This is a genomic window from Desertivirga arenae (assembly GCF_017355785.1).
Lineage (GTDB): Bacteria > Bacteroidota > Bacteroidia > Sphingobacteriales > Sphingobacteriaceae > Desertivirga > Desertivirga arenae.
Window position 1 is genome coordinate 453,811 of the sequence record NZ_JAFEWE010000004.1, and the last position, 24,473, is coordinate 478,283.

A 24,473-nucleotide genomic window follows, 5' to 3' on the forward strand; every position below is an offset into this window, starting at 1 on the left:
CACTAAAAAATGGCGGCAAAATTAGAGTACATCTGGCTTGATGGTTACAAACCGACTCAAAGCCTTCGTAGCAAAACAAAAATTGAAAAAGATTTCAGCGGGAAGTTAGAGGATTGCCCAATGTGGAGCTTTGACGGTTCATCAACTGAGCAAGCACCAGGTGGTTCTTCTGACTGTCTTTTAAAACCAGTTTTTATTTGCCCGGATCCTCAGCGTAAAGAAGGGTATTTAGTAATGTGTGAAGTATTAGACGCAGATGGCAATCCTCACGAAAGCAATGGCCGTGCTCTTATCGAAGATGATGATAATGACTTCTGGTTTGGTTTTGAGCAGGAGTACTTCTTATGGGATGATGAAACTAATAAACCTTTAGGATTCCCTGCAGGTGGTTACCCAGCTCCACAAGGTCCATACTATTGTTCAGTAGGTGCAAAAAATGCTTTCGGAAGAGAAATCGTAGAAGAGCATTTAGATGCTTGTTTAGAAGCTGGTCTTAACGTTGAAGGAATCAATGCTGAGGTTGCTGCAGGACAGTGGGAATTCCAAATCTTCTCTAAAGGAGCTAAAGATTGTGGTGATCAGATTTGGATCGGTCGCTATTTATTAGAAAGAATTGGTGAGAAATACGGAGTATCAATTAACTGGCATTGTAAACCTCTGGGGCAATTAGACTGGAATGGTTCTGGAATGCACGCTAACTTCTCTAATACTCTGTTAAGAACTGCGGGTAGCCAGGAAATTTTCACAAGGGTTTGTGAAGCCTTCCGTCCGGTAGTTAAAGAGCACATTGAAGTTTACGGTGCTGACAATGATCAACGTTTAACTGGTAAACACGAAACAGCTTCTATCCATGATTTTTCTTATGGAGTTTCTGACCGTGGTGCTTCTATCCGCATCCCTGTTCAAGTTCCGAAGTGGGGTTGGAAAGGTTATTTAGAAGATCGTCGTCCAAATTCTGCGGCAGATCCATATAAAGTAGCTGCTCGTATTATCAAAACTGTTAAATCTGTTCAGGCTTAGTCTGGCAGACTTCAAATATTTGATCCCCTGGAGTAATTCCAGGGGATTTTTTTTGCTTAGCATTTTCGATTCAAGTAATTGAGATAATTTCCTCCGAGGATTTTTCTTTTGCCATTAGTGGGTTGATTAAAGATATAACAGTAGCAAAGCCGCAAGCCTTCATCTGTATCTACTTCAATTATCCTTCGTTCATATTCACAATCTATCTCCCCAATTCCCTCGTAATAATCAAGGGTTGCAAGTACTTCATCTATATTATCCATTTTAAAGATCCTTCCCTCAACAAATTCCTTTTTTTTAGAATTATAAATAGCTCCGGGATAAGTTCCGAGATCAAATAGCTCTCCTGGAAACTTCGCAATACACACCATTTCAGCGTGTTGTAAAAGAAATTCACCGTATTTGTTGTCTGCCAATAACAGGGTCCCATATACGAATAGAAGTTGAGTTTGATAGTTCTCCATCTTGATGAAGATATCAAATAATTTGCAGAAAGCTATCTCCGATTTGCTCTTCAAATAGTTTATATTTAACGTGTTTTAGCTTCATTCAGCGTTAAAAGGAAATGCCCATGGATAATAAGGAGATCATCAGCTATTTAAGAGAAAAAGGGGTGACTAAAGTGAAATTTGCTTTTGCAGATATCGACGGTGTATTACGCGGTAAGATAATCAATAGCAAAAAATTTATAAGCGGCCTGGAGAATGGATATGGTTTCTGTGATGTTGTTTTTGGCTGGGATAGCAATGATGAGCTTTACGATAAGGTGAATGTAACAGGATGGCATACTGGTTTTCCTGACAAGCTTTGCAGAATAGACCTAAATACCTTCCGCTCTATTCCCTGGGAAAACAACATGCCTTTTTTTATTGCTGATTTTAGCGGTATAAAAGGATCTGATCACCCGGCTTGCCCCAGAAGTCTGCTTAAACAGATTATTGCAGATTGTGAAAGCCTTGGTTTTCATACCGAATTTGCACAGGAGTTTGAATGGTTCAATTTTAAAGAAACCCCTGACTCACTTAGTGAGAAGCAGTATGTTAATCCTGAGCCTTTAACTCCTGGTATGTTCGGCTATTCTATTTTGAGGCCTTCTTTAAACAGCAATTTTAATAATGATCTTTTTGATCTGCTTGGTGGTTTTGGAGTAGAATTGGAAGGATTACATACAGAGACTGGACCAGGGGTGTATGAGGCTGCAATCATACATGATGAGGCTTTAAGAGCAGCAGATAAGGCTGTATTGTTAAAAACTGCCGTAAAGGAAATTGCGTATCGGCATGGCATAATGGCCTCTTTTATGGCTAAATGGAATGCTCAACTTCCAGGTTGCAGCGGGCACATCCATCAAAGCTTGTGGACTAAGGATAAACAGCAGAACCTTTTCTTTAATGAGGGTGACGAGAATAAGATGAGCGAACTGATGAAACAGTATCTGGCCGGTCTGCTCTACTGTTTGCCAGATATAATGCCGATGTTTGCTCCAACAATCAACAGTTATAAAAGGCTTGTAGAGGGAGCATGGGCACCTACTACAGTGAGTTGGGGGATTGAAAATAGAACTGCAGCGGTAAGGGTAATTAATACAACAGAATCATATACAAGGTTAGAGATGAGAGTACCGGGTTCTGACTCTAATCCCTATTTGGCAATAGCTGCTTCTTTAGCTGCGGGCCTTTATGGCATTAGGAACAAGCTTAATCTTGAACAAGTTGGAACTATTGGAAGCGCCTATGCGAATAAGGATTATAAAAGGCTTTCGGCCAACCTTTACGAATCTTCCATTAAGATGCAAGGCTCTGATCTTGCAAAAGAATTGTTCGGAGCTGCATTTGTGGAGCACTTCACAAACTCCAGATTATGGGAATGGAAGCAATTCTCCAGTCAGGTAACAGATTGGGAATTAAAGCGCTATTTCGAGATCATTTAATAATAGGTAAACACACACATTTTTCTCAATGGATTATTCTCTCATTATAAAGAAAGCATGGAAGGAGTTCAATCCTTTCAAAATTATTCATAAGATTGAAGATATCAGTGCAATGGTATCCACAAATCATGTTTTTAGAGTCACTTTTGAGGATGAGGACATTGTAATTGCTAAATTATCGTATTTTGGTAAGTATGATCATTTCAAGGAAGATCATAGAATAATTCATACGCTTGCTAATAACCTTCTTTATCCGTTTGATAACGTCCTTGCTAAATCTCTTTTAAAAAATAATCGGGTATTTACCTACCGCTATAACAAAGCGAAAACAGATGCATGGGTAGTCTTTTATAATCCCGTCCGTGTTCAGGAGCGCTTACCACGTAGATTAGACGAATCGCAGATCCGAAAGCTGGGTGAGCAAATGGGCCGTTTCCATAAAGCTTGTTCCAGTGCAAAAAGCGTGTTGCCAAAATCTTCAAAAACCCTTCGAACTGATATCAATGTGTTACTTAAGCAATTGAGCAGGAAAACGCAGCGCCAGTTTGACGAACCACAAAAGGAGATATTGCGAAGCCACTGCGAGAAATTTCTGGTCAACAGGTTGAAGTGTAAGGCTGATGCATTCGAATCTATCCCAGTCTTTATCGATTGGAACATCGGTAACTTTTCTGTCACTTCAAACCAAAAGTTGTTTTCAAGATGGGATTACGACTGGTTTCGCATGAGTACCCGGATGATGGACTTCTATTTCCTGAGCAGGGTAGTTTCTGATGTTGGAGATAGGACGGTATTTAGTTATGTAGTCACTACTTTAATGGAAGAACGCTTTCTGATATTTTTGGAAGAATATCATAACGTAAATCCTCTGACATCGAATGAAGTGCGTTTTCTGAAAGAAGTGTACCGGTTCTTCATACTCAACTATGTAATAAAGGACGGGAAGTACTTCTTTAGTGAGCAGTATGCTGAGAAATTACAGAAAGAGGCTTTTGACATCTATCTGCCTTCTGTAGATACAGCCTTTGATGCCCGTAAAATTTTGGACCGTCTTAAATTAAAGTAGGAAATCCTATATCTTTATAACTTAATGATACAGTTATCTAATTTTAAATCTGTTATAGATCAATATCAGATCGTCTTCTTTGATGCATATGGGGTTTTGAAAAATTATAACGGACTTGTTCCCGGGATAGAAAGAACCTTTGAATATTTGAGGGAACAGAATAAAGAGTTTTACATTGTAACAAATGACGCTTCACGAAGCCCTCTTCAGTTGGCCGAATCATATCACCGTGTTGGACTCGATGCCGTTACTCAGGAATGTATCATATCATCTGGGATGCTTGCGAAAGAATACCTGGACCTTAAGGTTCATGAGGGAATTGTAGCTTATCTGGGAACCAGCAATTCAGCCCATTACATAGACAGTTCTGGTTTGCATACCTTGCCGGTAAGTGCTGTAAACGAAAATAACATTGATGAAGTAAGCGCTCTTGTATTTCTGGACGATGAGGGATATGACTGGTTTAGCGACCTGAATAAAACTGTCAATTTAATTAGAAAAAAGCCGATTCCTGTCATTGTAGCTAATACTGATTTTTCTTATCCGGTTACGCGCAACGAGGTTGCTATTGCTGCGGGAGGGGTGGCAAGTATGATTGAAACAATCGTAGGGCGCAAATTTATACGATTTGGTAAGCCCGATAGCCAGATGTTCATGTTTGCTTATGATCTGATAAGAGAAAGGCTTCCAATTACTAAAAAAGATATTGTAATGGTAGGAGATACCTTACATACAGATATTTTAGGAGGAAATAAGTTTGGCTTTGATACGGTGCTTGTATTAAGCGGAAACACCCTGTCTGGTGAGGCTGAAACCAAAATTAATTCAACAGGAATTGTGCCTACTTATATCTGTGAATCCGCAGTAGTTAATAAGTAGTGTTGGAAATAACCGCCTTTAATCGTCGATTCACCGAGAACAATCAGCAGCCTGCCTAATTACAATTGAGTAATGGCCTTTATAGCTCTACATTTACTGTAATTCTTAAAATTATGAATACTGTAAATGTTATTATCACAGTTACGCTGTTAGTGCTTGCAGTGATATTGAATCAGGCATTTGAAGATAAGGAATCAGGAAGGGATACATCTAACCCGGTTGAGGCTGTTGTAAAGTCTACCCTGGTGGCAAAATAAAAAGGGCTTGCAGGAGATGATCCGGCAAGCCCTTTTTATTTTATTCAGAGAATTTAAGGAACAAATAAGTTTTCCTTATTCCTGTAGTCATTAGTTGTATTTGAATACCAGTCTTTGTATTTAGTACCACCTGAAGTAATCCACTCAGGAAGTTTTAGATAGGCTGTGATGATATCTTTTCCTTCTATGGGATATGTGAAGGATTTAATTGGCACGCTTATAGCCCATGGGTATCCTTCTGCTGTTACATAGTACTTTTTCTGGGAAGGAGAAGATTTATCATCGCCTGTTCCAAATAAGCTTGTGTTAGCTAAAGAGGTTGGTGTTTTACCCGGAAGATGGACTTCTGCACCACGGCCTGCATCCTGACTCCAAATGAATGGATTATATTCATTTAAGCCGAAGTCAGACAGTTTTGTTCCATCAGTAACCTTGAAACTGAAACTATAGGCTACTGATGGAGACTTAGGATCTTCCAATCTCGTATTCATATAGTACATTTCTTTATGCATATCGCTGAATAGAATGATCACTGCTTTCGTTTGGCCAGCCTCCAGCGTAGCGCCAGTTACGTCACTAACTGCAGATCTGGTTATCGGGAATTCAATTCCAAATCCGTTATGGAAAATTCCTCCCCTTGCTGTAAGGGTGTAATTGCCATCTACCTGCACTACTGTATTTGAGGCGTTGCTAATGATTTTCAATTGGTAAGACATTACTACGTCATTAAGGTCATAATCACCCTTAATCGGCCACATATCTTCGAAAGTAACCGTAGCACCTGCGTCCGCACCACCAAGAATAGCATAATTAATAAATGCCTTTGTAGCGTCTGCAGGATAATCATCCAAATTATCTGGAACTCCATCTCCGTCTGTATCAATGATCGTTGGAGTTCCATTTCCTTCAGGATTACAGCTGGAAATTGGAACAAGTAAGCTGCAAGCTAATGTAGCCCCGCCGTTAATAGTGCCGAGGTTTTTTTCAAGACCATTAGCGTCACAATATTGAAGTGCCCCAGTGATTGTGCCTGCTCCTGTAAGCTCAGTTTCATTGGTTACTTTAACCAGGGATGTATTGTTGTACCCTTTTATTGTACCATTAATCTTTATGTCTTTTGTTGTTAGTTGAGCTCCATTGTATTGTCCAAGTTCAGAGGTTCCATTGATAAATGTTTTAGAATCAACACGGATATAACCATAGTTTTTCATTATGGTGCTATGATCATATTCATTCGTCACCCAAAGCTTGCAATAGTTAAAGAAAGTGGCATGATTGAAAACCCTGAAATCTGTGGTTTTGATAGAACCGTTATTGTAGAAAAGGCTGTTGGAACCAACATCCATTAATCCATTTACAGTAATACTTCCATTGTTGGTGTGGATAGTCTGAGGATCTGTTTGAGTTTCCGTACTGTACTCCCCAACAACGTTCATTATTCCATTATTGGTTAAAATACCTGCAAGGTTAATTCCCCCATTAAAAGTAACTGTTCCGTAGTTCTCAAACGTATTATTGTTCTGGTTGAAGTTAGTCGCTTTATTGTTCTTATCGTCAAAGGTTATGGTAGCGCCTTCCGTAACAACAATTTTCATTGGATCATTGATCTTATTATCATCTAAATCCTGAATGGTAATATTTGATCCGCAAAGTCTTAATGTTCCACCTCCATTTGTGAAAGACACATTAATCACTTTATTAGATCCACTTACACAAAATGTTTTTCCACCTGAAATAGTAATAGTTTGATAGTTGTTATTAATTGCAACCGTTTGATCGCATCCGGATGTACAATTAGGACTAGTAGCTAATACTTTATTGCCGGATTTTGTATTACTTACAGTTGTAGCACTCTTGGCAAAACTTACATTGATGTCCGTTTTATTAAGTGTGACTTTCTCTGAGGTATTTGAATTGTCAGGAGCTGTCCGGATTATATAAGCTTCAGTAATTGTATTAGGAAGATAAGCAGTGGTTGTAAAAGGCTTTCCTACACCTGCGGATCCTTTTGCTATTAATTTACTGTCAGGGCCATAGATAGCAACAACACTTAATAGGTTTCCAAAACTATTGTCTGTAATATCAATGTTGAAGGTTACATTTCTCGATGATTCCCAGGTAAACCCTTCCGGTACTTTCACATCAGATAATTTCTTCGCGTTCAACGATTTTTCTATATCCGATTCCTTGTTACAGGCATTAAAGACGAACGATGCGAGCACCGTCATGCATAGTAAATATTTTCTCATACTGTCCCTTTTCTTGAATGATAAGTCCTTTGTATTTTCAACATATGTGCCAATGTGTGAAAGACAGCGTTTTTATACGTAGAAGCGACCTGTTAGGTTATGGTTTACTTTTTAGTTCGTGGCCATGCCGGGATTTATTTTAAAATCTGGGGTTGTATTTCTACATTCATACACACTGGAATTGCATAATCGAGGTGTTAGTAGCTATTAAAGACAATATATTTGCACTATGAGAAACTTCAAATTGTTCTTAGCTTTCTTCTTTTTTGGAAACTTACTCATTACCACGAGCCATGCGGCTGAAGTTGATACCGTAGATACTTATAGTGAGGCTATGAAAAAGAATATAAAGGCAGTAATCATTACTCCCGCAGATTATAAAGCATCAACTGCCGCATACCCAGTTGTGTATCTGTTGCACGGTTACGGGGGCCGCTACTCTAGTTTTGTTAATGCCATTCCTGCTATTAAGAATTATTCTGACGTATTTAAAGTTATTCTGGTTTGTCCTGATAGTAATATTGGAAGCTGGTATTTTGACAGTCCAACCGATAATGCCTGGAAATATGAAACTTATACAGCCAAAGAGTTGGTCAGCTGGGTGGATGGTCGCTATAGAACAATAAAAGATAGAAAGGGTAGAGGGGTAACAGGGTTCAGTATGGGAGGGCATGGTGCAATGTACCTTTCATTTAAGCATCAGGACGTTTATGGAGTAGCGGGAAGTATGAGCGGTGGTGTTGATTTTAGACCATTCCCGAAAAACTGGGAGATTGCGAAGCGTTTGGGCAGCTATTCAGACGTTCCGCAAAGCTGGGATCGAAACACGGTGATTAATATGATCGATCTATTAAGACCAGGTAGTTTAGACCTGATTATTGATTGTGGCACTGAAGATTTCTTTTTTGAGGTAAATAATAATTTTCATCAGAAGCTTCTTGAAAAGAAGATCCCTCATGATTATATAGTTAGACCCGGAGGACACAATTGGCCGTATTGGGATAATGCAATCCTTTACCAATTGCTATTTATGAGCAGGTATTTTAGCAAGTTTAAATAAAATACAAGGCAATATATTTTGATAATATTGCCTTGTAAGACCCCGATCTTAGTACGCCTCGGTTGGCATTGCTGATTGTGGTACTCGTACGGAGTTGTCAATCTCGTTCTCAAGTTTCTCTTTCACCGCGCAGTATCCAGTTACACCACGATATAGTAGTGATCCTCCAATACCTAGTTCAGCTATTGCAAGCCATGGATGTGAAAATACATTGGTTAAACCTTTTAAAGCGAGAAAAGCTCCGGCACCTAAAGAAACCAGGCGTTCTGACTTTTCTACATTAGCCTCAGGATTTTGCTGTAAAACATTTTTGTTTAAGGTTTCAGATACCTTGGTGATCATTGAATTGTTCATGTTTTTCAATTAGTTATTGTTTTCTTGATTTGGGTTTCTGCTTGTTTATAACTTGCTTTACCCTTGGTAGATTTATATTTAACCATCTGACTTTTATAGTGTTTATTAGAATTCGATTTTATTGACAAATAAATATACCTCGGATAACCTCGCTAAAAGCTTGTATTTTAGTTGTTGTTAACTAAAGGCATTACTGATATTTTTTATGCAGAACTTAGCAAAGAATTCATTTTCTTTTTTTATTGCAGTTGGTTTAACTGTACTTTCTCTTAATAGATCAAAAGGTCAAACCACTTCAGTTTCAAGAGATACGTCTTTCGCTTTATATAGCACTTATGTAAAAACTAAGAAGGCTTATCCCAATATTCAGATGGTTTCGGATGACTTGCCGAAAGGAGTTAAGGCAAAGAAGGATATTAATTATTGCAGGGTTTCAAGTGCAAGGAATTTAAACCTGGATGTATTTTATCCTGCTAAAAAATCCAAAAAGGCTTATCCTGCTGTTATCCTTATTCACGGTGGGGGATGGAGATCTGGAGAGCGTTCTCAAAATATTCCCCTCGCTCAGCAACTTGCAAAGAATGGTTATGTAGCTGTGAATGCGGAGTATCGGCTTTCAACTGAAGCTTTATATCCTGCTGCGGTGCAGGATTTGAAGGCGGCTATCCGCTGGGCTAAGGCAAATGCAGGTTCATTCAGGATAGATACTACCAAAATTGCAGTGCTCGGGTTTTCTGCTGGTGGGCAACTTGCCAGTTTGATTGGTACCACTACTGGGGTAAAGAAGTTTGATGAAGGAAATGCCTGTTATTCCAATTACTCCAGTAATGTACAGGCGATAGTGGACCTGGACGGAACCCTAGCCTTCATACATCCAGAATCAGGGGAAGGCGACGATAGCAAAGGCAAGTCGGCAGCAACCTTATGGTTTGGGGTGCCTAAAGCTGAGAATCCAGAATTGTGGCATGAAGCAGGTGCTTTGAACCATGTTAGTTCGCAGACCCCTCCCATACTTTTTATAAACAGTTCTGTTGCAAGAATGCATGCCGGAAGAAACGATATGATTTCAAAGTTGAACCAATATGGGATCTACACAGAGGTCAGAACCTTTCCTGAAGCTCCACATGTTTTTCCTTTATTTCATCCCTGGTTTAATGATACAGTTGAATTTACTGTTAATTTTTTAGATAAGGTTTTTAAGGGATCTTCAAATTAAAAAGGACTTGCGGCTTAATATCCTTATATTTCAACCTTGTATTTTTGTGCTCTGTTTATATGACTTATTGTTTAGGAATTAAAGTTAAAGAAGGACTTGTTGCTATTGCCGATACCCGTATTACTTCGGGAACGGATACAACCTCCAAAAAAAAGGTTTATGTGGATCAGCGGGAACAGCATTCCATTTTTATTATGACCAGCGGGCTTCGTTCCGTGAGGGATAAGGCGGTCATTTATTTCAAAGAGCTGATTGACGGAGGTACAGAGTTTAACAAGTTATATAAAGCTGTCAATGCCTTTGGAGAACAGGTACGAAGAGTAGCTAAAGAGGACAGGGCAGCTTTGGAGCAGTCGGGATTTAAATTCAACTTAACCACGATCATTGGAGGACAATTACAGGATGATGATGAGCATAAGATGTTTTTATTGTATTCTGAAGGGAACTGGGTAGAGTTGGATGAGGGATCTCCTTTTGTAATTATTGGGAATTCGGGGCACGGAAAGCCCATCCTTCAAAGAACCCTTCATAATGATTCGAGCATGGAACTGGCACTGAAAACCGGATTCTTGTCATTTGATTCCACCAGGGCCAGCGCTAATGATGTTGATTTTCCTATTGATGTGGTCCTATATAGAAAAAATAGCTTCCAACTGATTGAGCATCGTTACGAAAAGCATGATTTGGAGAACATCTCGGCGCAGTGGGCTACTGAATTAAAAAAGTCTTTGCAGAATATATCTAACGAATGGATGCATGCTGCTTTCGATAAGATGGACACCTGTAAAGCCGAGGAAAATGAAGTTTAATGTCTCAAGTCGTCTTGAGTATCGCATTCAGGAGGATTCCACCATAATTTTAAACGTTCATGCTTTAAGAACACCCTCGCAGACTATCCTCGAAGAAGCCTTTAACATTGAACCTTATATAAAAAGCGAGGAAATTAACAGTGCCGGTTATGAGAGCAGGCTTGTTAGATTTAAAGTAAATGGAGCAACGAATATCAAGATTGGATATCAGGCACTGGTTGATAATTCTTTTAAGTGTTTAAATATAAGTTCCTTAAATGAAGTTCCTGTGGATGAATTGCCCGCAGATATACTAACCTTCTTAAATCCCAGTCGATATTGTCAGTCGGATAAATTGTATCGTTTTGCAAATAATAAGTTTGGCAGTATTGAACCTGCGTTTAATAAAGTGCTGGCGATTTCTGACTGGATCCACGACAATGTTGAATACTTAAGCGGTTCTACTAATTCTCAAACTTCCGCATATGATACGGTTACTGAGTTGGCTGGCGTTTGTCGTGATTTTGCTCATTTGGGTATAGCCTTATGTCGCGCTCTATCCATTCCTGCCCGGTACTTTACAGGCTATTCTTATCTCTTAAAACCGGCTGACTTTCACGCCTGCTTTGAAGCCTATCTTGGAGGAGAGTGGGTGATTTTTGATGCTACAAAATTAGCTCCGTTAAACGGCTTAGTGAAAATAGCAACCGGAAGGGATGCTGCAGATACAGCCATTGCTAATCTTTTCGGAAACGTGAACTGTAGTTGGATAGAAGTGGCTTGCGATCTGGCAGAGGAGGGATTTAGCCCAATTTTCTATAATCCCGACTCAACTGTTGCTGTATCCTATTCATAAGAAATGCAGAGCACTTAATTACTCTGCATTGGCACATTTCTATTAGTGTAAAGAACTAGCTTTCTGTTTCCAGTGCTTCGAAAAATATCTGTAGGCAAGCCACCCTATTATTCCTAATAGAATAAAAGCCCAGAGATGAGTAATGCCGATAATGAGATCCATAGTGAAGTTCAGACCTGTGGCAAGAGCGTCACCGAACCTTTGAGTTGTCGGAGATCGGTAAGTACTCAGATCATTATTAGGAATAGCTTCTTTCTTTATCAATGTATTTTGATTAAACCTCAGCTCCATGGTACTGTACCTCGTGTTCGCCTCGGTTCTCAAATTATTCATCTTCTGTTCAATTACCTGATCCTGCTCGTCGGCAATAGTTAATGCGTCTTTAGTTTTTAACTTCTCCTTCAGGTTCTGGGCATCCAGGATTTTTTGTCTGCTTTGCTGTTTTAGGCTCGAAGAGAGAAAATCAATACTACGGTCGTCTACATCTAACCTCGCCTGTTTTATAAATGTGGCGTCATCTGCTATTGCCTGAACAAACTCTTCCAGGTGATTAGAAGGAATTCGTACTGTCATTTCTGCTTCAACATCATAAGATGAAACAATAAGGAGTGAGTCATTGGATAGAGGGATAGTTTTACTTCCTTGAGGAGTGCTTTCAATATTATGGTGAGTAACCAGACCTCCCAGGCTTCTTACAGACAGAGAAATATGACGGCTGCTTCTATAAACATCATGTACTTTAAACTCTATATTAGCAGTCTTCACCAGTTTTGTCTCAGTAGCTGGGAGATCCGATACGGAAGTTTCAATAGAAGTGGAGTCGGCCGAAGCTGAATCTGACTCGTAGTTACCTTTGTTTGAACTACAGGCTGCAAAAGTTAGGGCAATAAGCATCCCTAATGAAAAATTAATAGTTCTCATTTTAGCGTGGGTATAGGGTTAAATTGTTCTGTTATTTTAATTTGTAAGCGTTTCTGATCACACTTTTGCTTGAGCTCTTAATTAGGCAATAGCATGTCATTACGAGTTCTTTTTTTCGTTTAATTAACTTTTAAGAAAAAATTAAGATTGCTTGAAAGTATACTGAAATAGAAATTTCAGCAATTGGTTTTTCGTGAAAAAATCGTGTTTTGTTAATTTTAGATGATATATAGCGATTGTTTTGCGCTAAGTGTTGTTGCTTGCTTAGGGGATATTCTTTGCTGTCATATACTTTTTGTTTCTTTTAAATTAATACGCGGTAGGTGGAAATGTAACCCAGCTTTTTAAGAATTATTATTCTTTCTTTTTGTTCGGATCAAATTCGGGTCCTTTAGGTGAGCCAGGAGGGACTGTTGGATTTTCCGGAGGGGTGGTAGAAGAGTTAGGGTTAATTACGCTTGGGCGTGGGTCATGAGGATTAGGGTTGTTAGGCGTAGGCGTAATAGGGGTTGGAGTGCCCGATTTGATAGCACCAGTATCAACTTTAGCCACCGGTGTATTAGCCCGCACCACACTTTTTGTTTTACCTGACTTTACTTGTTTGCCTTGACGGATGGCGTCAAGGTCGGCCCGCAGTTTCAAACTATCTTTTTTGCTTTGAGCAAAAGATGAAACCGATAAAATTAGCGAAGCAGTCAATGTTATTATTAAGGTTTTCATAGCATTTGAGGTAGATTCTATGAGAACAGAAATATCATGCCAAGAGGCGAAGATGTTATGATAATTCTTAATGAAAATGCATGTTCCGAATTAAAGTTCTTCTTTCAGGACTTCCCATACATTTTCAGCTACGATCTTATATCCTTCTGCTGTAGGGTGTATGCCGTCTTTTAAATTAAGCTTTACATTGCCAGCGACTCCCTCTAATAAAAATGGGACGAACGGAATCTTATTTGCTTCTGCCACTTGTCTAAATATCGACCGGAATTGTTGAACGTAGGTGCCTCCCATATTAGGAGGTATTTCCATTCCCAATAGGATCAATTGAGCTTCTGGATATTTAGCTTTTACCTTGTCTAAAATAGCTTGAAGGTTTTTCTTCGTTTCGGTGACAGGGATGCCCCGAAGACCATCATTCGCGCCCAGCTCGAGCACAAATACATCCACTTTCTGTTTTAGTAACCAGTCTATACGGCTTTTGCCACCTGCTGTGGTTTCACCGCTTAAGCCTGCATTGATTACTTTATAAGGGAGTTTTAGAGAGTCGATTTTTCTCTGTATCACTGCAGGAAATGCGTCTGACGGATCTTCCAGCCCATACCCAGCTGTTAAACTATTACCAAAAAATACAAGGTTTTTTATCTCTGTCATTTTTTCTTTTTTCTCACTTTGCTTCTCTTTCTCAGGCTTGTTACCAGAGCACGACGCTACTATCAGTAATAATGCCAGGAGGATAATGGGTAATCTTTGCATAAACGGAATCAAAGTAATTTTAAAGCAACAAGTGCTAAATCTTTGTAAGAGTTTTAAACATGCCCCTCTTACAATAGTTTTACATACGATTTGTAATATTCTCCTAAGATAGGAATCAAACAAATAAAACAAACACAAGCTAAACTAGTGGATAAAATATTAAAAGTTGAAAATCTAGGTAAAACCTATCAGAGTGCCGGGAAAAATTTAACGGTATTAAATGAGGTAAATTTTTCAATAGAGGCAGGCTCCACCGTTTCTATTGTTGGCCCTTCCGGTAGTGGCAAAACTACTTTGCTAGGCTTGTGTGCCGGGCTCGATAGAAGTTCTTCTGGCTCCATAGAATTAAACGGTTTACGAATTGATCAGTTGAGCGAGGATAAGAGAGCTCAGGTACGTAATGAACATGTGGGATTCATTTTCCAGAATTTTCAGCTCTTACCTACCCTTACAGCTCTTGAGAACGTGATGGTTCCCTTAGAATTGAGAGGCGAAAAGAATATAAAAGGCCGTGCGTTGGATCTGCTTGATAAGGTAGGTCTGGCTTCAAGAGGTCATCATTACCCATCGCAACTATCCGGAGGAGAACAGCAGAGAGTGTCGCTTGCCAGGGCTTTTTCTAATAGTCCTAAGATCCTATTTGCTGATGAGCCAACCGGTAACCTCGATGCCGAGACAAGCGCCCGCATAGTAAAATTGCTTTTTGATTTGAATCATGAGCAAGGCACAACCCTGGTTTTGGTAACGCACGACATGGATCTCGCTCAAAAAACTCAGAGGATAATACGCATTAAGGGCGGTGCAATTATCAGTGATGAATTTGTAACAAGCGCTTAAAGATGGAAAGTAAAAGACCTTTAAATCTTCCCTGGCTTTTTAAAATGGCATGGCGCGATAGTCGCCGTAACCGTTCCAGGCTTTTTCTTTTTATTTCATCTATTATCCTTGGTATAGCCGCCCTGGTAGCCATTTATTCTTTTGGAGATAATCTTGCTGAAGATATTGATGATCAGGCAGCAACACTACTGGGGGCAGATCTCGTTGTTTCCTCAAATAAAAAGCCATCTGACAAAATTGTTCCTCTATTGGATTCTATTGGAAACGATCGTTCAAAAGAACAAAGCTTTGCTTCTATGGTGCTTTTTCCTACAGCTGGCGGTACCAGACTTGTTCAAATCAGGGCATTAGAGGGCAATTACCCTTATTATGGGGAAATCGAGACAGAGCCGGCCGCTGCAGGTAAAACTTTCAGGCAGGGAAGAGACGCATTAGTTGATAAAACTTTAATGCTTCAGTTTAACACGAAAGTTGGCGACTCGATCAAAGTAGGCGAGCTTTCATTCGAGATAGCGGGCGTCTTAAACAAGGCACCCGGACAAACAGGTCTTTCATCCTCTATTGCTCCCATTGTATATATTCCCTTTAGGTATCTGCAAAAGACAGGATTAATGCAAAGGGGGAGCCGGGTAAATTATAAATATTTCTATAGGATCGGCAACGCTACCCAAGTCGAGAAAACGCTAAAAAATATAAGTGGCAAACTTGAGAAGGAAGGTCTGGATTACGACACCATCGCTTCGCAGAAAAAGGATACAGGAAGGTCATTTGAAGATCTCACCCAGTTTCTATCCCTTGTAGGATTTATCGCCTTACTTTTAGGTTGTATTGGTGTAGCAAGTTCAATTCATATCTATATCAGGGAAAAAATAAATTCTATTGCCGTTCTTCGCTGCCTGGGTCTGAAGGGATGGGAAGCTTTTCTGATCTATCTGATCCAAATAGCAGGCATCGGACTCATAGGCGGAATTATTGGAGCCGCAATAGGAACATTAGTACAACAGTTGCTTCCCCTAGTACTGAAGGACATCCTACCGGTTGCGATAAGCTCTAATATCTCTTGGGCTGCGATAGGGCAGGGGATTCTCCTTGGTTTAGTTATTTCAGTTCTGTTTGGGCTTCTTCCTTTAATTTCTATTCGCAAAATCTCGCCTCTAAATACCCTTCGCGTTGTACATGAAGGGGCCAGCAAAATAAACGATCCCTTAAAATGGCTTGTTTACGCTCTCGTGCTTTTGTTTATAGTTGCTTTTGGTTATTTCCAGCTTGACGGAATAAAACAGGCACTGATCTTTACGGCAGGTGTGATCGTTTCTTTCCTGGTGCTTACCGGTATAGCTTCCCTTCTTGTCTGGATGGTTCGCCGTTTCTTTCCCACTTCAGGTAGTTACCTGTTGCGGCAAGGTTTGGCCAATCTTTTTCGCCCCAATAATCAAACACTTATATTGATTGTCACTATCGGTCTTGGTACTGCTTTTATCAGCACTCTTTTTCTTGTTCAAGACATTTTAATAAAACGGGTAAGCCTTTCCGCAAGCGGGAATCAGCCAAATATAGTCCTCTTTGATATTCAGCCGGAACAAAAGCAAGAAATTGCTCGTGTTACACAGGCGAATAGGCTGCCAATAATTCAACAGGTGCCGATAATTACAGTAAGGATTGAAGAAATAAATGGCAAAACCGCTGCGGAAGTTAAAAAAGACAGCAGCTCGAAAATTTCCCCAAAAGCATTCGGTTCAGAACTCCGTGTTACCTTTCGTGATACCTTAACTGCGGCCGAAAGAATTAGCGAAGGCAAATGGCGTGGAAATACAGATAAAGACGGTACGATTTACGTCTCCCTTGAAGAACAGTATGCTAACCGGATACGTGTTAACGTTGGAGACACCCTGACCTTTAACGTGCAGGGAGCCTTGGTCCCTACGATCGTTGGAAGCTTTAGAGAGGTAGATTGGAACCGTATTCAAACTAATTTCAGGGTGCTGTTTCCGAAAGGAGTTTTGGAAGATGCTCCTCAATTTCATGTGCTGATAACTAGAGTGCCTGATAGCAAAGCTTCAGTATCTTTTCAGCAACAGTTGGTTCAAAAATTTCCGAATATATCTGTTATTGATCTAACACTCGTGCTGAGTGTGCTCGACGAGATCCTGACTAAAATAGGCTTCGTGATAAAGTTCATGGCGGCTTTCAGTATCGTTACCGGTGTTGTAGTGCTAATAGCATCTGTTCTTATAAGTAAATACCAGCGGATACAAGAGAGTGTCCTGTTACGAACAATGGGCGCAAAAAGGCGGCAAATACTCATAATCACCGCTCTCGAATATTTCTTTCTAGGGGCCTTAGCTTCTTTTACCGGAATATTGCTCTCTATCCTTGCTAGCTGGGCATTAGCTAAGTTTAGTTTTAAGACCGCCTTTGCACCTGATCTTTCTCCTGCATTGGTCTTGTTTGTTGCTATTTCAATGCTAACGGTCATTATAGGGCTCTTTAATATCCGGGGCATTCTTAACCGGCCTCCCTTGGAAGTGTTGAGAAAAGATCTATAGTGCCGATTTCGAGATGTTTAGGTGAAAAATGGGGAAAAAATTTCTACACTTAAATGTTGAAGGCTTTGAAATACTAGTAGTTTGTAATAAGGCGAAAAAGTTTTTTTAATTAATGATTTCTCCTGATCCTAAATTTTTCATAATCCCTAGGATAATAAAGACGGTTATAAGTTCAGGAAGAACAGGAGGCTGAAATAGCAGAAAACAGCTGGCATAGATTTCGCAAATGCCGTGCTGTTAGATGAGTTTAGTTAATAGAATTTAGGGTTTACAATTTAGTTCTAATGAAGAAGGTAGTCATATTCCTCTTTGTTAGAACTAATTTTGTTTAGCTACCACCTAACGCAATTAACTTCCCGGATGGCTCAATAGCCGCGGGAATGCAAAAAGCTTTCATAAGCAAACCACAGATGCAAAAACGTTTACTTTTTCTGCCTTTATTGATTGTTGCGCTATTTGTCTATAGAGACGTACCCGCGCAGGAATTCCCGTATTATAATTCTTTTAAAACTTCGAGTACTGCTGGAATTGTCTTAGGCGGGGATGCTAAGTTGACCAGTAACAACGGAGACCCATTAAATGCTGGAGTATTACGACTAACTGATAATACAATAAACCAAACTGGATACTGCTACATAGATCAAACTTTTCCTGTTGCAAAAGGCTTGAAAATCGAATTTGAGTTTTTTACCTGGGGAGGAAACCAAGCTGACGGAATCACATTCTTTCTATTTGCACCCTCTGGCGATTTTGAAGCAGGACAGTTTGGTGGGGGGTTAGGATACTCTCAAAAGCTAGGGAAGCCGGGAATGAAGGGTGGCTTTCTTGCTATAGGAATAGATGAGTATGGGAACTTTGGTGTTACAAATGAGAATAAGAGTGGCGGATTCAAAGATATAAATGGGAATGACTATTCTACCAGAAATTTGAACGGAGGAGGAAGCATTTCCGTTAGGGGGGCTGTCGGACCTAATGGGGAAAGAGTTGGTTCTAGTGCTTATCCTTTTATTGGTGGAAAAATAACAGGAGATGATTATACGCAACCGACCCCGAACCCGACTTATCGATTACCTTCAGCAGATTTTTTTAATATTGCCACCAATAAAAGAACGACTAGTGAAAATGATCCTGAATATCGCAAAGTACGCTTAGATATTCAAAAGCTTTTAGGAACCAATACCGGGTTTAATGTTAATGCCGAAGTTTTTATAGGAGGAAGCAATGCTCGTTGGATCAAGGTTTTGGATAATGTTATTTATCAGATAGAAGATAGTCGGATACCTCTGGAGCTAAAAGGAGGTTTTTCCGGCTCCACGGGTGACCAACGAAATAATCATGAAATTCGCAACGTGCTAATTACTCCATCCGCAAGTAGCTTGAAAAATCCATTAGCCGTTCAGGATGAGATAAATACACTTATTAATACGACTAAATCACTTAATATAATTTCAAATAACGATAACCCGAAAGTAAATTCGACAAACGGTGACTTTTTAGTAGGGTCAGTGGACTTAGATCCTTCAACTAATATCATTGACAGTAAATTTGAAGTGGTCAATAAAGGCACTTTTGCTGTTGACGCTAATGGCTTAGTTACTTTTACTCCAGCACTCGGGTACACTGGTGAGGTAACAGCCGAATATACATTTAAGGATAATTATGGGATGTTGTCAAATAAGGCACCAATCACAGCTAAAGTAATTGCTCCTAAACCAACAGTTGACCCGATTGCCAAATCTCCAGTTCAAAAAAACACTAAAATAACTTTCAGCCAAACTGACTTTGGTTCCAAATTTAAAGTTAACAATGTTCTAGCGACTCCTACTTCTGTACGCTTTAGTTCACTCCCTGCTCCTGCAGCAGGTGAGTTAAGATTAAATGGGGTGGCTATTACCAATCTTCAGGTTATTCCCTGGGCTAGTGTTGGAAGTATCGAGTTCGTCCCTGCCATAAATTACATTGGTCCTGTAAACTTCGAGTGGAACGGATATAACGGAACGGACTGGGCAGATAATGTAGCTGCTGTAAGCCTTACCTTTCTTAACACCAAACCTGTTGTTCAAAAGACTTCTGAGACAGTCGTTAAGAATAAGACCCTTTCTCCTCTTACCAATACGAAATTTAATATTTCACCTCAATATAGCGACGCGAACAACGACCCTCTGGTCAAAATTAAGATAACTAAGTTGCCAGCAAAGGGAGTACTGAAAGGAGATAAGGGTGCAGGTATGGTAAATCTTGTCGTCGGTGATGAAATTCTTGCAGCAAACCTTGCTACAATAGCTTATGTGCCTAATACCAATTCTATCGATCCAGATAGCTTCAACTGGCAAGCTACCGATGGGACTGAATATTCAACTGATGCCGTAGTTAGTTTAACCATTTCAAACACAGTTCCAACGGTTAATGATCTTCAGATAGAGATTCTTGAGGATAACACTTACACGTTCACTCTTGCTGATTTTCAAAATAAATACACAGACACCAATAATGACGCTTTAAACAAAATCCAGATCACTTCTCTTCCTTCAAATGGTACTCTTAAGTATGATGGAGTTGCCATTACCGTAAACCAGGAAATAGCAGTGGCAGATATCGTAAAACTTACGTTTGAGCCTGCAAAAGATTTCTTTGGCGACAATCAAATCTCCTTTAGCTGGAAAGCATCTGATGGGACTGCTTATTCTACAACAAACGCATTAGTAAAGATCAACGTTAAACCGGTAAATGATCCTCCTGCATTTACTAAAGGTCAGGACCAAGCTGTGGATATGAATACAGGAGTTAAGACTGTAGCTGGATGGGCAACAGGAATGAGCACAGGTCCGAACGAATCTACTCAAAGTCTTATTGCGTTCAATCTAACAAATGATAATCCCGGCTTATTTAGCGCTCAGCCAGCGCTCACTTTAGCAGGTCAACTTACTTTCGAACCAGCACCAGGCGCTGCAGGCAAGGCAGTGGTAACTGTAGTACTGGAGGACAATGGAGGAACCGCTGATGGGGGGAAAGATAAATCTTCTCCTGTAACCTTTACACTCAATGTGAAACCGATAGGATCACCTGATGCTGATATTACAACTATAGGTAATCCTAAATCCACTCCGGTATTAGACAATGATGTGGCTAAAGGTGTTGCAGGAATTATTGTTCAAGCAGTTTCACCAACCACTAAACAAGGCACCACTAAATTCCAAGGGGGAAAAGTAATATACACTCCAGCTTCAACCTTCATAGGTAAAGACACTTACACCTACACTTTAGCTAAAGATGGTGTAGTTTCAGATCCGATAACCGTAACCATTAATGTTAAACCAGTTGGAACAGCAGACAATGACTACGTACAAAAGAACTCTTCCGTAACCACAAATGTAAAAACGAACGATGGACCTAGTGGAACCGGAACTACAATTGTCATTACGAAAAACCCTTTAAATGGCACGCCTCGGATCATAAGTAATTCCACAGGTACAATTGAATATACTCCTAACGCCAACTATGCTGGTACTGATACCTACGGGTACAAACTGGTCACCAGCGATGGAGTCGAATCTGATGAAATAACTGTAACGATCAGTGTTGCTGACCTTCAAGTCGAAAAAACTGTTTCAAACTTAAGCGACGGTACAAAAGCTGGTTCTGTGATCAGTTACGAAATTAAGGTGAAAAACACCGGTACTGTAACGCTTGCTCCTATAGTAGTAAGAGATGACAAAGCGCCTATAACTTCTGGTGAAACGATAGCGAGTCTAGCTCCGGGCGCAACTGCAAGTATAATCACTACCAGCTATGCCATAACCCAGACAGACGTAGACGCAGGGAAAGTAAGTAATGTGGCAGTGGCTAAAGGTACCCTTCCGGACTTGAAAACAATTGAACAGGTATCCGATGCGAACTTAAAAACGCCAGCATTTGAGCCGACCGAAACTACCATCACTGCCCAACCTAAGCTTGCTGTAGAAAAGAAAGTAAAAGGACAGACTAACGGAACACAATTAGGGTCTGTAATTACTTACGAGATTGCAGTAACGAATACTGGAAATGTTACTCTCGCTCCCGTTAAAGTAGAAGATCCTAAAGCTCCAATAACAACTGGCGGCACTATTGCAAAGCTGGAAGTAGGAAAAACTGAGATTGTTACAACTACTTATACCATCACGCAAGCAGATATCGATGCAGGAAAGATCAGCAATGTTGCTAAAGCCATTGGTACACCACCTGTTGGAACTCCGGTAGAACAAGTATCAGATGCAGATCTTTCAAATGTTACTCCTGATGAGCCTACTGATATTATAATTGCTCCTGAGCCTAAATTAACTGTATTCAAAAAGGTAAAGAGCTATAGCGATGGCACAAAAGTAAACTCTGTCATCACTTACGATATTGAAGTAAAGAATACCGGTAATGTTACCCTTTCTCCTGTTACCGTAACAGACAGCAAGGCACCGATAGTGTCGGGAGGAACGATTGCAAGCCTTGAAGTAGGAGAAACCGTTGTTGTGTCAACTACTTATACTATTACCCAGGCAGATGTAGATGCGGGAAAGATCACTAACGTAGCAAAAGCCGTAGGAAAGCCACCGGTAGGAGCGATTGTCGAACAATTCTCTGATGCAGATCTTAATACAGTTCCTCTCGAGCCGACAGACGTAACTATTACCCCTGAACCAAAGTTACAGGTATACAAAAGGGTAAAGAGTTTAAGTAACGGTGTATCACTAGGCTCAGTAATTACTTATGAGATTGCCGTTAAGAACGTAGGCAATGTTACCCTTTCTTCAGTAAAGGTTACTGATGATAAAGCTCCGATAACATCAGGAGATGCAGTTGCCTCGCTGGCTGTAGGAGCGAGCATGCCACTCATTACAACCACTTATACCATAACGCAGTCTGATATAGATGCCGGTAAAGTAAGTAATGTGGCATTGGCAGTTGGTACTCCTCCAAGCGGACCAGCAATTAGTCAGCCTTCAGATTCAGATCTTTCTACCCCTGCAACTGAACCTACCGAAACGGTAATTACTCCAGATCCCAGGTTATCTGTCTTAAAGAGGGTAAAAGGCTTAAGTGATGGGTTAAAGGCTGGATCAGTAATAACCTATGAAATATTGGTTAAGAATACCGGTAATGTGGGTCTTACACAAGTTCAGGTAACCGATGATAAAGCACCGATAACATCAGGAGGAACGCTAGCGAGCCTATCTGTTGGAGCAAGTATGCCGCTGATCACCACCACCTATACCATAACACAAGCAGATATTGATGCTGGTAAAATAAGCAACGTTGCTGTTGCAGTTGGTACACCTCCAACAGGCCCTGCAATTCGTCAACTATCCGACGCGGATCTTCTTACGTCCGTTCTCGAGCCGACCGAAACCATAATACCTTCTGATCCCCAGATTTCCCTGCATAAGACCGTGAAAAGTTTAAGTAATGGAACAAAGGTTGGTTCTGTGATTAGCTACGAAATAGAAGTTAAGAATACTGGAAATGTTACACTTTCACAGGTTACCGTAACCGATTCGAAAGCTCCTATCGCTTCGGGAGGCACCATCGCAAAGCTGGACCCGGGTGCATCAGTCATACTTTCTACTACCTATACCATCAAGCAAGAGGATGTAGACGCTGGGAAGGTTAGTAATGTTGCCTTAGCTGTAGCAACACCTCCAACAGGCCCTGCTATTAATCAAGCATCAGATTCAGATCTTAGCACACCTGTGCTCGAACCAACTGAGACGATCATTAGCGCCGATCCTAAACTATCGGTATTCAAGAAGGTTAAAAGCTCGACTAATGGAAATAAGCTTGGTTCCGTAATCACTTACGAGATTGAGATCAAGAATACCGGAAATGTTACGCTTTCTCCAGTAAAGGTAGAGGACCTAAAGGCACCGATCTCCTCAGGAGGAACGATAGCAAGTCTGGCAGTAGGAGCCACGTCGGTGATTACAACAACTTATACTATTACTCAGGCGGATATCGACGCGGGTAAGATTAGTAATGTAGCCGTTGCAACAGGTACACCTCCGGTAGGCCCTCCTGTAGTTCAGCCTTCTGATTCAGATCTTTCTACGCCGGCAACGGAACCAACAGATATCACTATTGATCCAACTCCATCAATAAGTGTGACAAAAGAGATCACAGGAAAAGGCCCTTATATCCTGGGATCCTCTATTAATTACCTTATTAAGGTTACCAATACCGGAAATGTTACTCTAACAAATGTGACCGTGACAGATCCGAATGCAGCAATTTCATCCCCAGGCGTTATTGCCTCGCTAGCTCCGGGAGCTACTTCCACGGCTATCACTGCTGCTCATATTGTTACTCAGGCAGATATTGATGCAAGAAAGGTTTCTAATATAGCTTATGCTACAGGTACCCCTCCAACAGGTCCCTCGCTGGCACCTGTTCCTTCAGATAATCCGCTTACTCCGGTAATTGGTGATCCAACAGAGGTTAAAGTAGGAATCGATGATCCTGTTGCAGTAGCTGATCATGGAGAAGTAGAGAACTCGAGAGATCTTATAATTAAGATCCTTGATAACGACACGAGCGACGAAAGTCTTAAGCTTGACCCTGCCTCAGTGGTAATTGTTGCAAACCCAACTCACGGAACCCTTAAGGTAAATCCTGACGGTTCTGTTACCTATACGCCTGAAGGAGGGTACATTGGCAGGGATCAATTCACTTATCAGGTAAAGGATGACATGGGGAACATCACTAATGTTGCGCTAGTCAGCATCAAGGTAATTGGATATATTCTTCCAAATGTATTTACGCCGAATGGTGACGGTAAGAATGACACTTTTGTGATCGTAGGAGCAGAAGATTATGACAGCGCTGATCTTACTATATACAATCGCTGGGGAAATGAAGTGTACAGGAACCCCAACTATCAAAGCACATGGACAGGTGAGGGACTAAACGCCGGTACGTACTATTTTGTGGTTAAGCTGAAAAAGGGTAGCAATACTGATGTTAAAAAAGGATGGGTTCTAATAAAACGTTAATTGGGAGG

At 40.5% G+C, this 24,473-nt stretch carries 18 protein-coding genes; 12 read left to right on the forward strand and 6 right to left on the reverse strand.

From position 1 onward, the window contains the following. Positions 1–9: 9 nt before the first annotated feature. A complete protein-coding gene (locus tag J4N24_RS11765; RefSeq protein WP_207533876.1) occupies positions 10–1,020 on the forward strand; it encodes a glutamine synthetase beta-grasp domain-containing protein in 1,011 nt (336 codons plus the stop codon). Between the two features lie 56 nt (positions 1,021–1,076). Here the strand turns inward: J4N24_RS11765 and J4N24_RS11770 are convergent, their stop codons facing one another. Then, positions 1,077–1,538, reverse strand: a complete 462-nt coding sequence (locus J4N24_RS11770) for a gamma-glutamylcyclotransferase family protein (protein WP_207533877.1) — start codon at positions 1,536–1,538, stop codon at positions 1,077–1,079. A 53-nt stretch (positions 1,539–1,591) separates the two neighbouring features. On the opposite strand from J4N24_RS11770, the gene J4N24_RS11775 reads away from it, so the two are divergent. The 4 genes from J4N24_RS11775 (at position 1,592) to J4N24_RS11790 (ending at position 5,152) form a co-directional block, all read left to right on the forward strand. Beyond that, positions 1,592–2,950, forward strand: a complete 1,359-nt coding sequence (locus J4N24_RS11775) for a glutamine synthetase family protein (RefSeq protein WP_207533878.1) — start codon at positions 1,592–1,594, stop codon at positions 2,948–2,950. A 28-nt stretch (positions 2,951–2,978) separates the two neighbouring features. Then, positions 2,979–4,016 (forward strand): aminoglycoside phosphotransferase/kinase family protein, encoded by a 1,038-nt coding sequence (locus J4N24_RS11780; RefSeq protein WP_207533879.1) that lies wholly within the window; start codon positions 2,979–2,981, stop codon positions 4,014–4,016. Positions 4,017–4,040: 24 nt separating this feature from the next. Next, positions 4,041–4,895: an HAD-IIA family hydrolase gene (locus tag J4N24_RS11785; RefSeq protein ID WP_207533880.1), complete on the forward strand. Its 855-nt coding sequence runs from the start codon at positions 4,041–4,043 to the stop codon at positions 4,893–4,895. Between the two features lie 113 nt (positions 4,896–5,008). After that, entirely contained in the window at positions 5,009–5,152 is a 144-nt protein-coding gene (locus J4N24_RS11790; RefSeq protein ID WP_207533881.1) for a hypothetical protein, read from the forward strand. Positions 5,153–5,205: 53 nt separating this feature from the next. On the opposite strand, the gene J4N24_RS11795 is transcribed toward J4N24_RS11790, so the two are convergent. Further along, on the reverse strand, positions 5,206–7,401 hold the full coding sequence (locus J4N24_RS11795; protein ID WP_207533882.1) for an LruC domain-containing protein: 2,196 nt from the start codon (positions 7,399–7,401) through the stop codon (positions 5,206–5,208). Positions 7,402–7,630: 229 nt separating this feature from the next. Here J4N24_RS11795 and J4N24_RS11800 point away from each other — a divergent pair, with 229 nt between their 5' ends. After that, positions 7,631–8,461: an alpha/beta hydrolase gene (locus tag J4N24_RS11800; RefSeq protein WP_207533883.1), complete on the forward strand. Its 831-nt coding sequence runs from the start codon at positions 7,631–7,633 to the stop codon at positions 8,459–8,461. 48 nt (positions 8,462–8,509) lie between these two features. On the opposite strand, the gene J4N24_RS11805 is transcribed toward J4N24_RS11800, so the two are convergent. Continuing rightward, on the reverse strand, positions 8,510–8,815 hold the full coding sequence (locus tag J4N24_RS11805) for a YgaP family membrane protein (RefSeq protein WP_207533884.1): 306 nt from the start codon (positions 8,813–8,815) through the stop codon (positions 8,510–8,512). A 205-nt stretch (positions 8,816–9,020) separates the two neighbouring features. On the opposite strand from J4N24_RS11805, the gene J4N24_RS11810 reads away from it, so the two are divergent. Genes J4N24_RS11810 through J4N24_RS11820 form a run of 3 tightly spaced genes read left to right on the forward strand, consistent with a single transcriptional unit; the run spans position 9,021 to position 11,675 of the window. Then, complete coding sequence (locus tag J4N24_RS11810; RefSeq protein WP_207533885.1) at positions 9,021–10,031, forward strand: alpha/beta hydrolase; 1,011 nt, start codon at positions 9,021–9,023, stop codon at positions 10,029–10,031. A 59-nt stretch (positions 10,032–10,090) separates the two neighbouring features. Further along, positions 10,091–10,840: a proteasome-type protease gene (locus tag J4N24_RS11815; RefSeq protein ID WP_207533886.1), complete on the forward strand. Its 750-nt coding sequence runs from the start codon at positions 10,091–10,093 to the stop codon at positions 10,838–10,840. Next, complete coding sequence (locus J4N24_RS11820; RefSeq protein WP_207533887.1) at positions 10,830–11,675, forward strand: transglutaminase-like domain-containing protein; 846 nt, start codon at positions 10,830–10,832, stop codon at positions 11,673–11,675. The genes J4N24_RS11815 and J4N24_RS11820 overlap by 11 nt, the downstream gene beginning before the upstream one ends. Positions 11,676–11,717: 42 nt before the next feature. On the opposite strand, the gene J4N24_RS11825 is transcribed toward J4N24_RS11820, so the two are convergent. From J4N24_RS11825 to J4N24_RS11835, 3 genes are all read right to left on the reverse strand, one after another. Then, positions 11,718–12,596: a DUF4349 domain-containing protein gene (locus J4N24_RS11825; protein WP_207533888.1), complete on the reverse strand. Its 879-nt coding sequence runs from the start codon at positions 12,594–12,596 to the stop codon at positions 11,718–11,720. Between the two features lie 354 nt (positions 12,597–12,950). Beyond that, positions 12,951–13,316 carry a hypothetical protein gene (locus tag J4N24_RS11830; RefSeq protein ID WP_207533889.1) on the reverse strand — a complete coding sequence of 122 codons (366 nt, stop codon included), beginning with the start codon at positions 13,314–13,316 and terminating at the stop codon, positions 12,951–12,953. Positions 13,317–13,406: 90 nt separating this feature from the next. Next, a complete protein-coding gene (locus tag J4N24_RS11835; RefSeq protein ID WP_207422095.1) occupies positions 13,407–14,069 on the reverse strand; it encodes an arylesterase in 663 nt (220 codons plus the stop codon). A 147-nt stretch (positions 14,070–14,216) separates the two neighbouring features. Here J4N24_RS11835 and J4N24_RS11840 point away from each other — a divergent pair, with 147 nt between their 5' ends. The 3 genes from J4N24_RS11840 to J4N24_RS11850 all read left to right on the forward strand — a co-directional run bounded on the left by J4N24_RS11840 (position 14,217) and on the right by J4N24_RS11850 (position 24,465). After that, a complete protein-coding gene (locus J4N24_RS11840) occupies positions 14,217–14,906 on the forward strand; it encodes an ABC transporter ATP-binding protein (protein WP_207533890.1) in 690 nt (229 codons plus the stop codon). 2 nt (positions 14,907–14,908) lie between these two features. Beyond that, complete coding sequence (locus tag J4N24_RS11845) at positions 14,909–17,452, forward strand: ABC transporter permease (protein ID WP_207533891.1); 2,544 nt, start codon at positions 14,909–14,911, stop codon at positions 17,450–17,452. Between the two features lie 410 nt (positions 17,453–17,862). Beyond that, complete coding sequence (locus tag J4N24_RS11850; RefSeq protein WP_207533892.1) at positions 17,863–24,465, forward strand: CLIPPER-2 domain-containing protein; 6,603 nt, start codon at positions 17,863–17,865, stop codon at positions 24,463–24,465. The last annotated feature ends 8 nt before the right edge of the window (positions 24,466–24,473 follow it).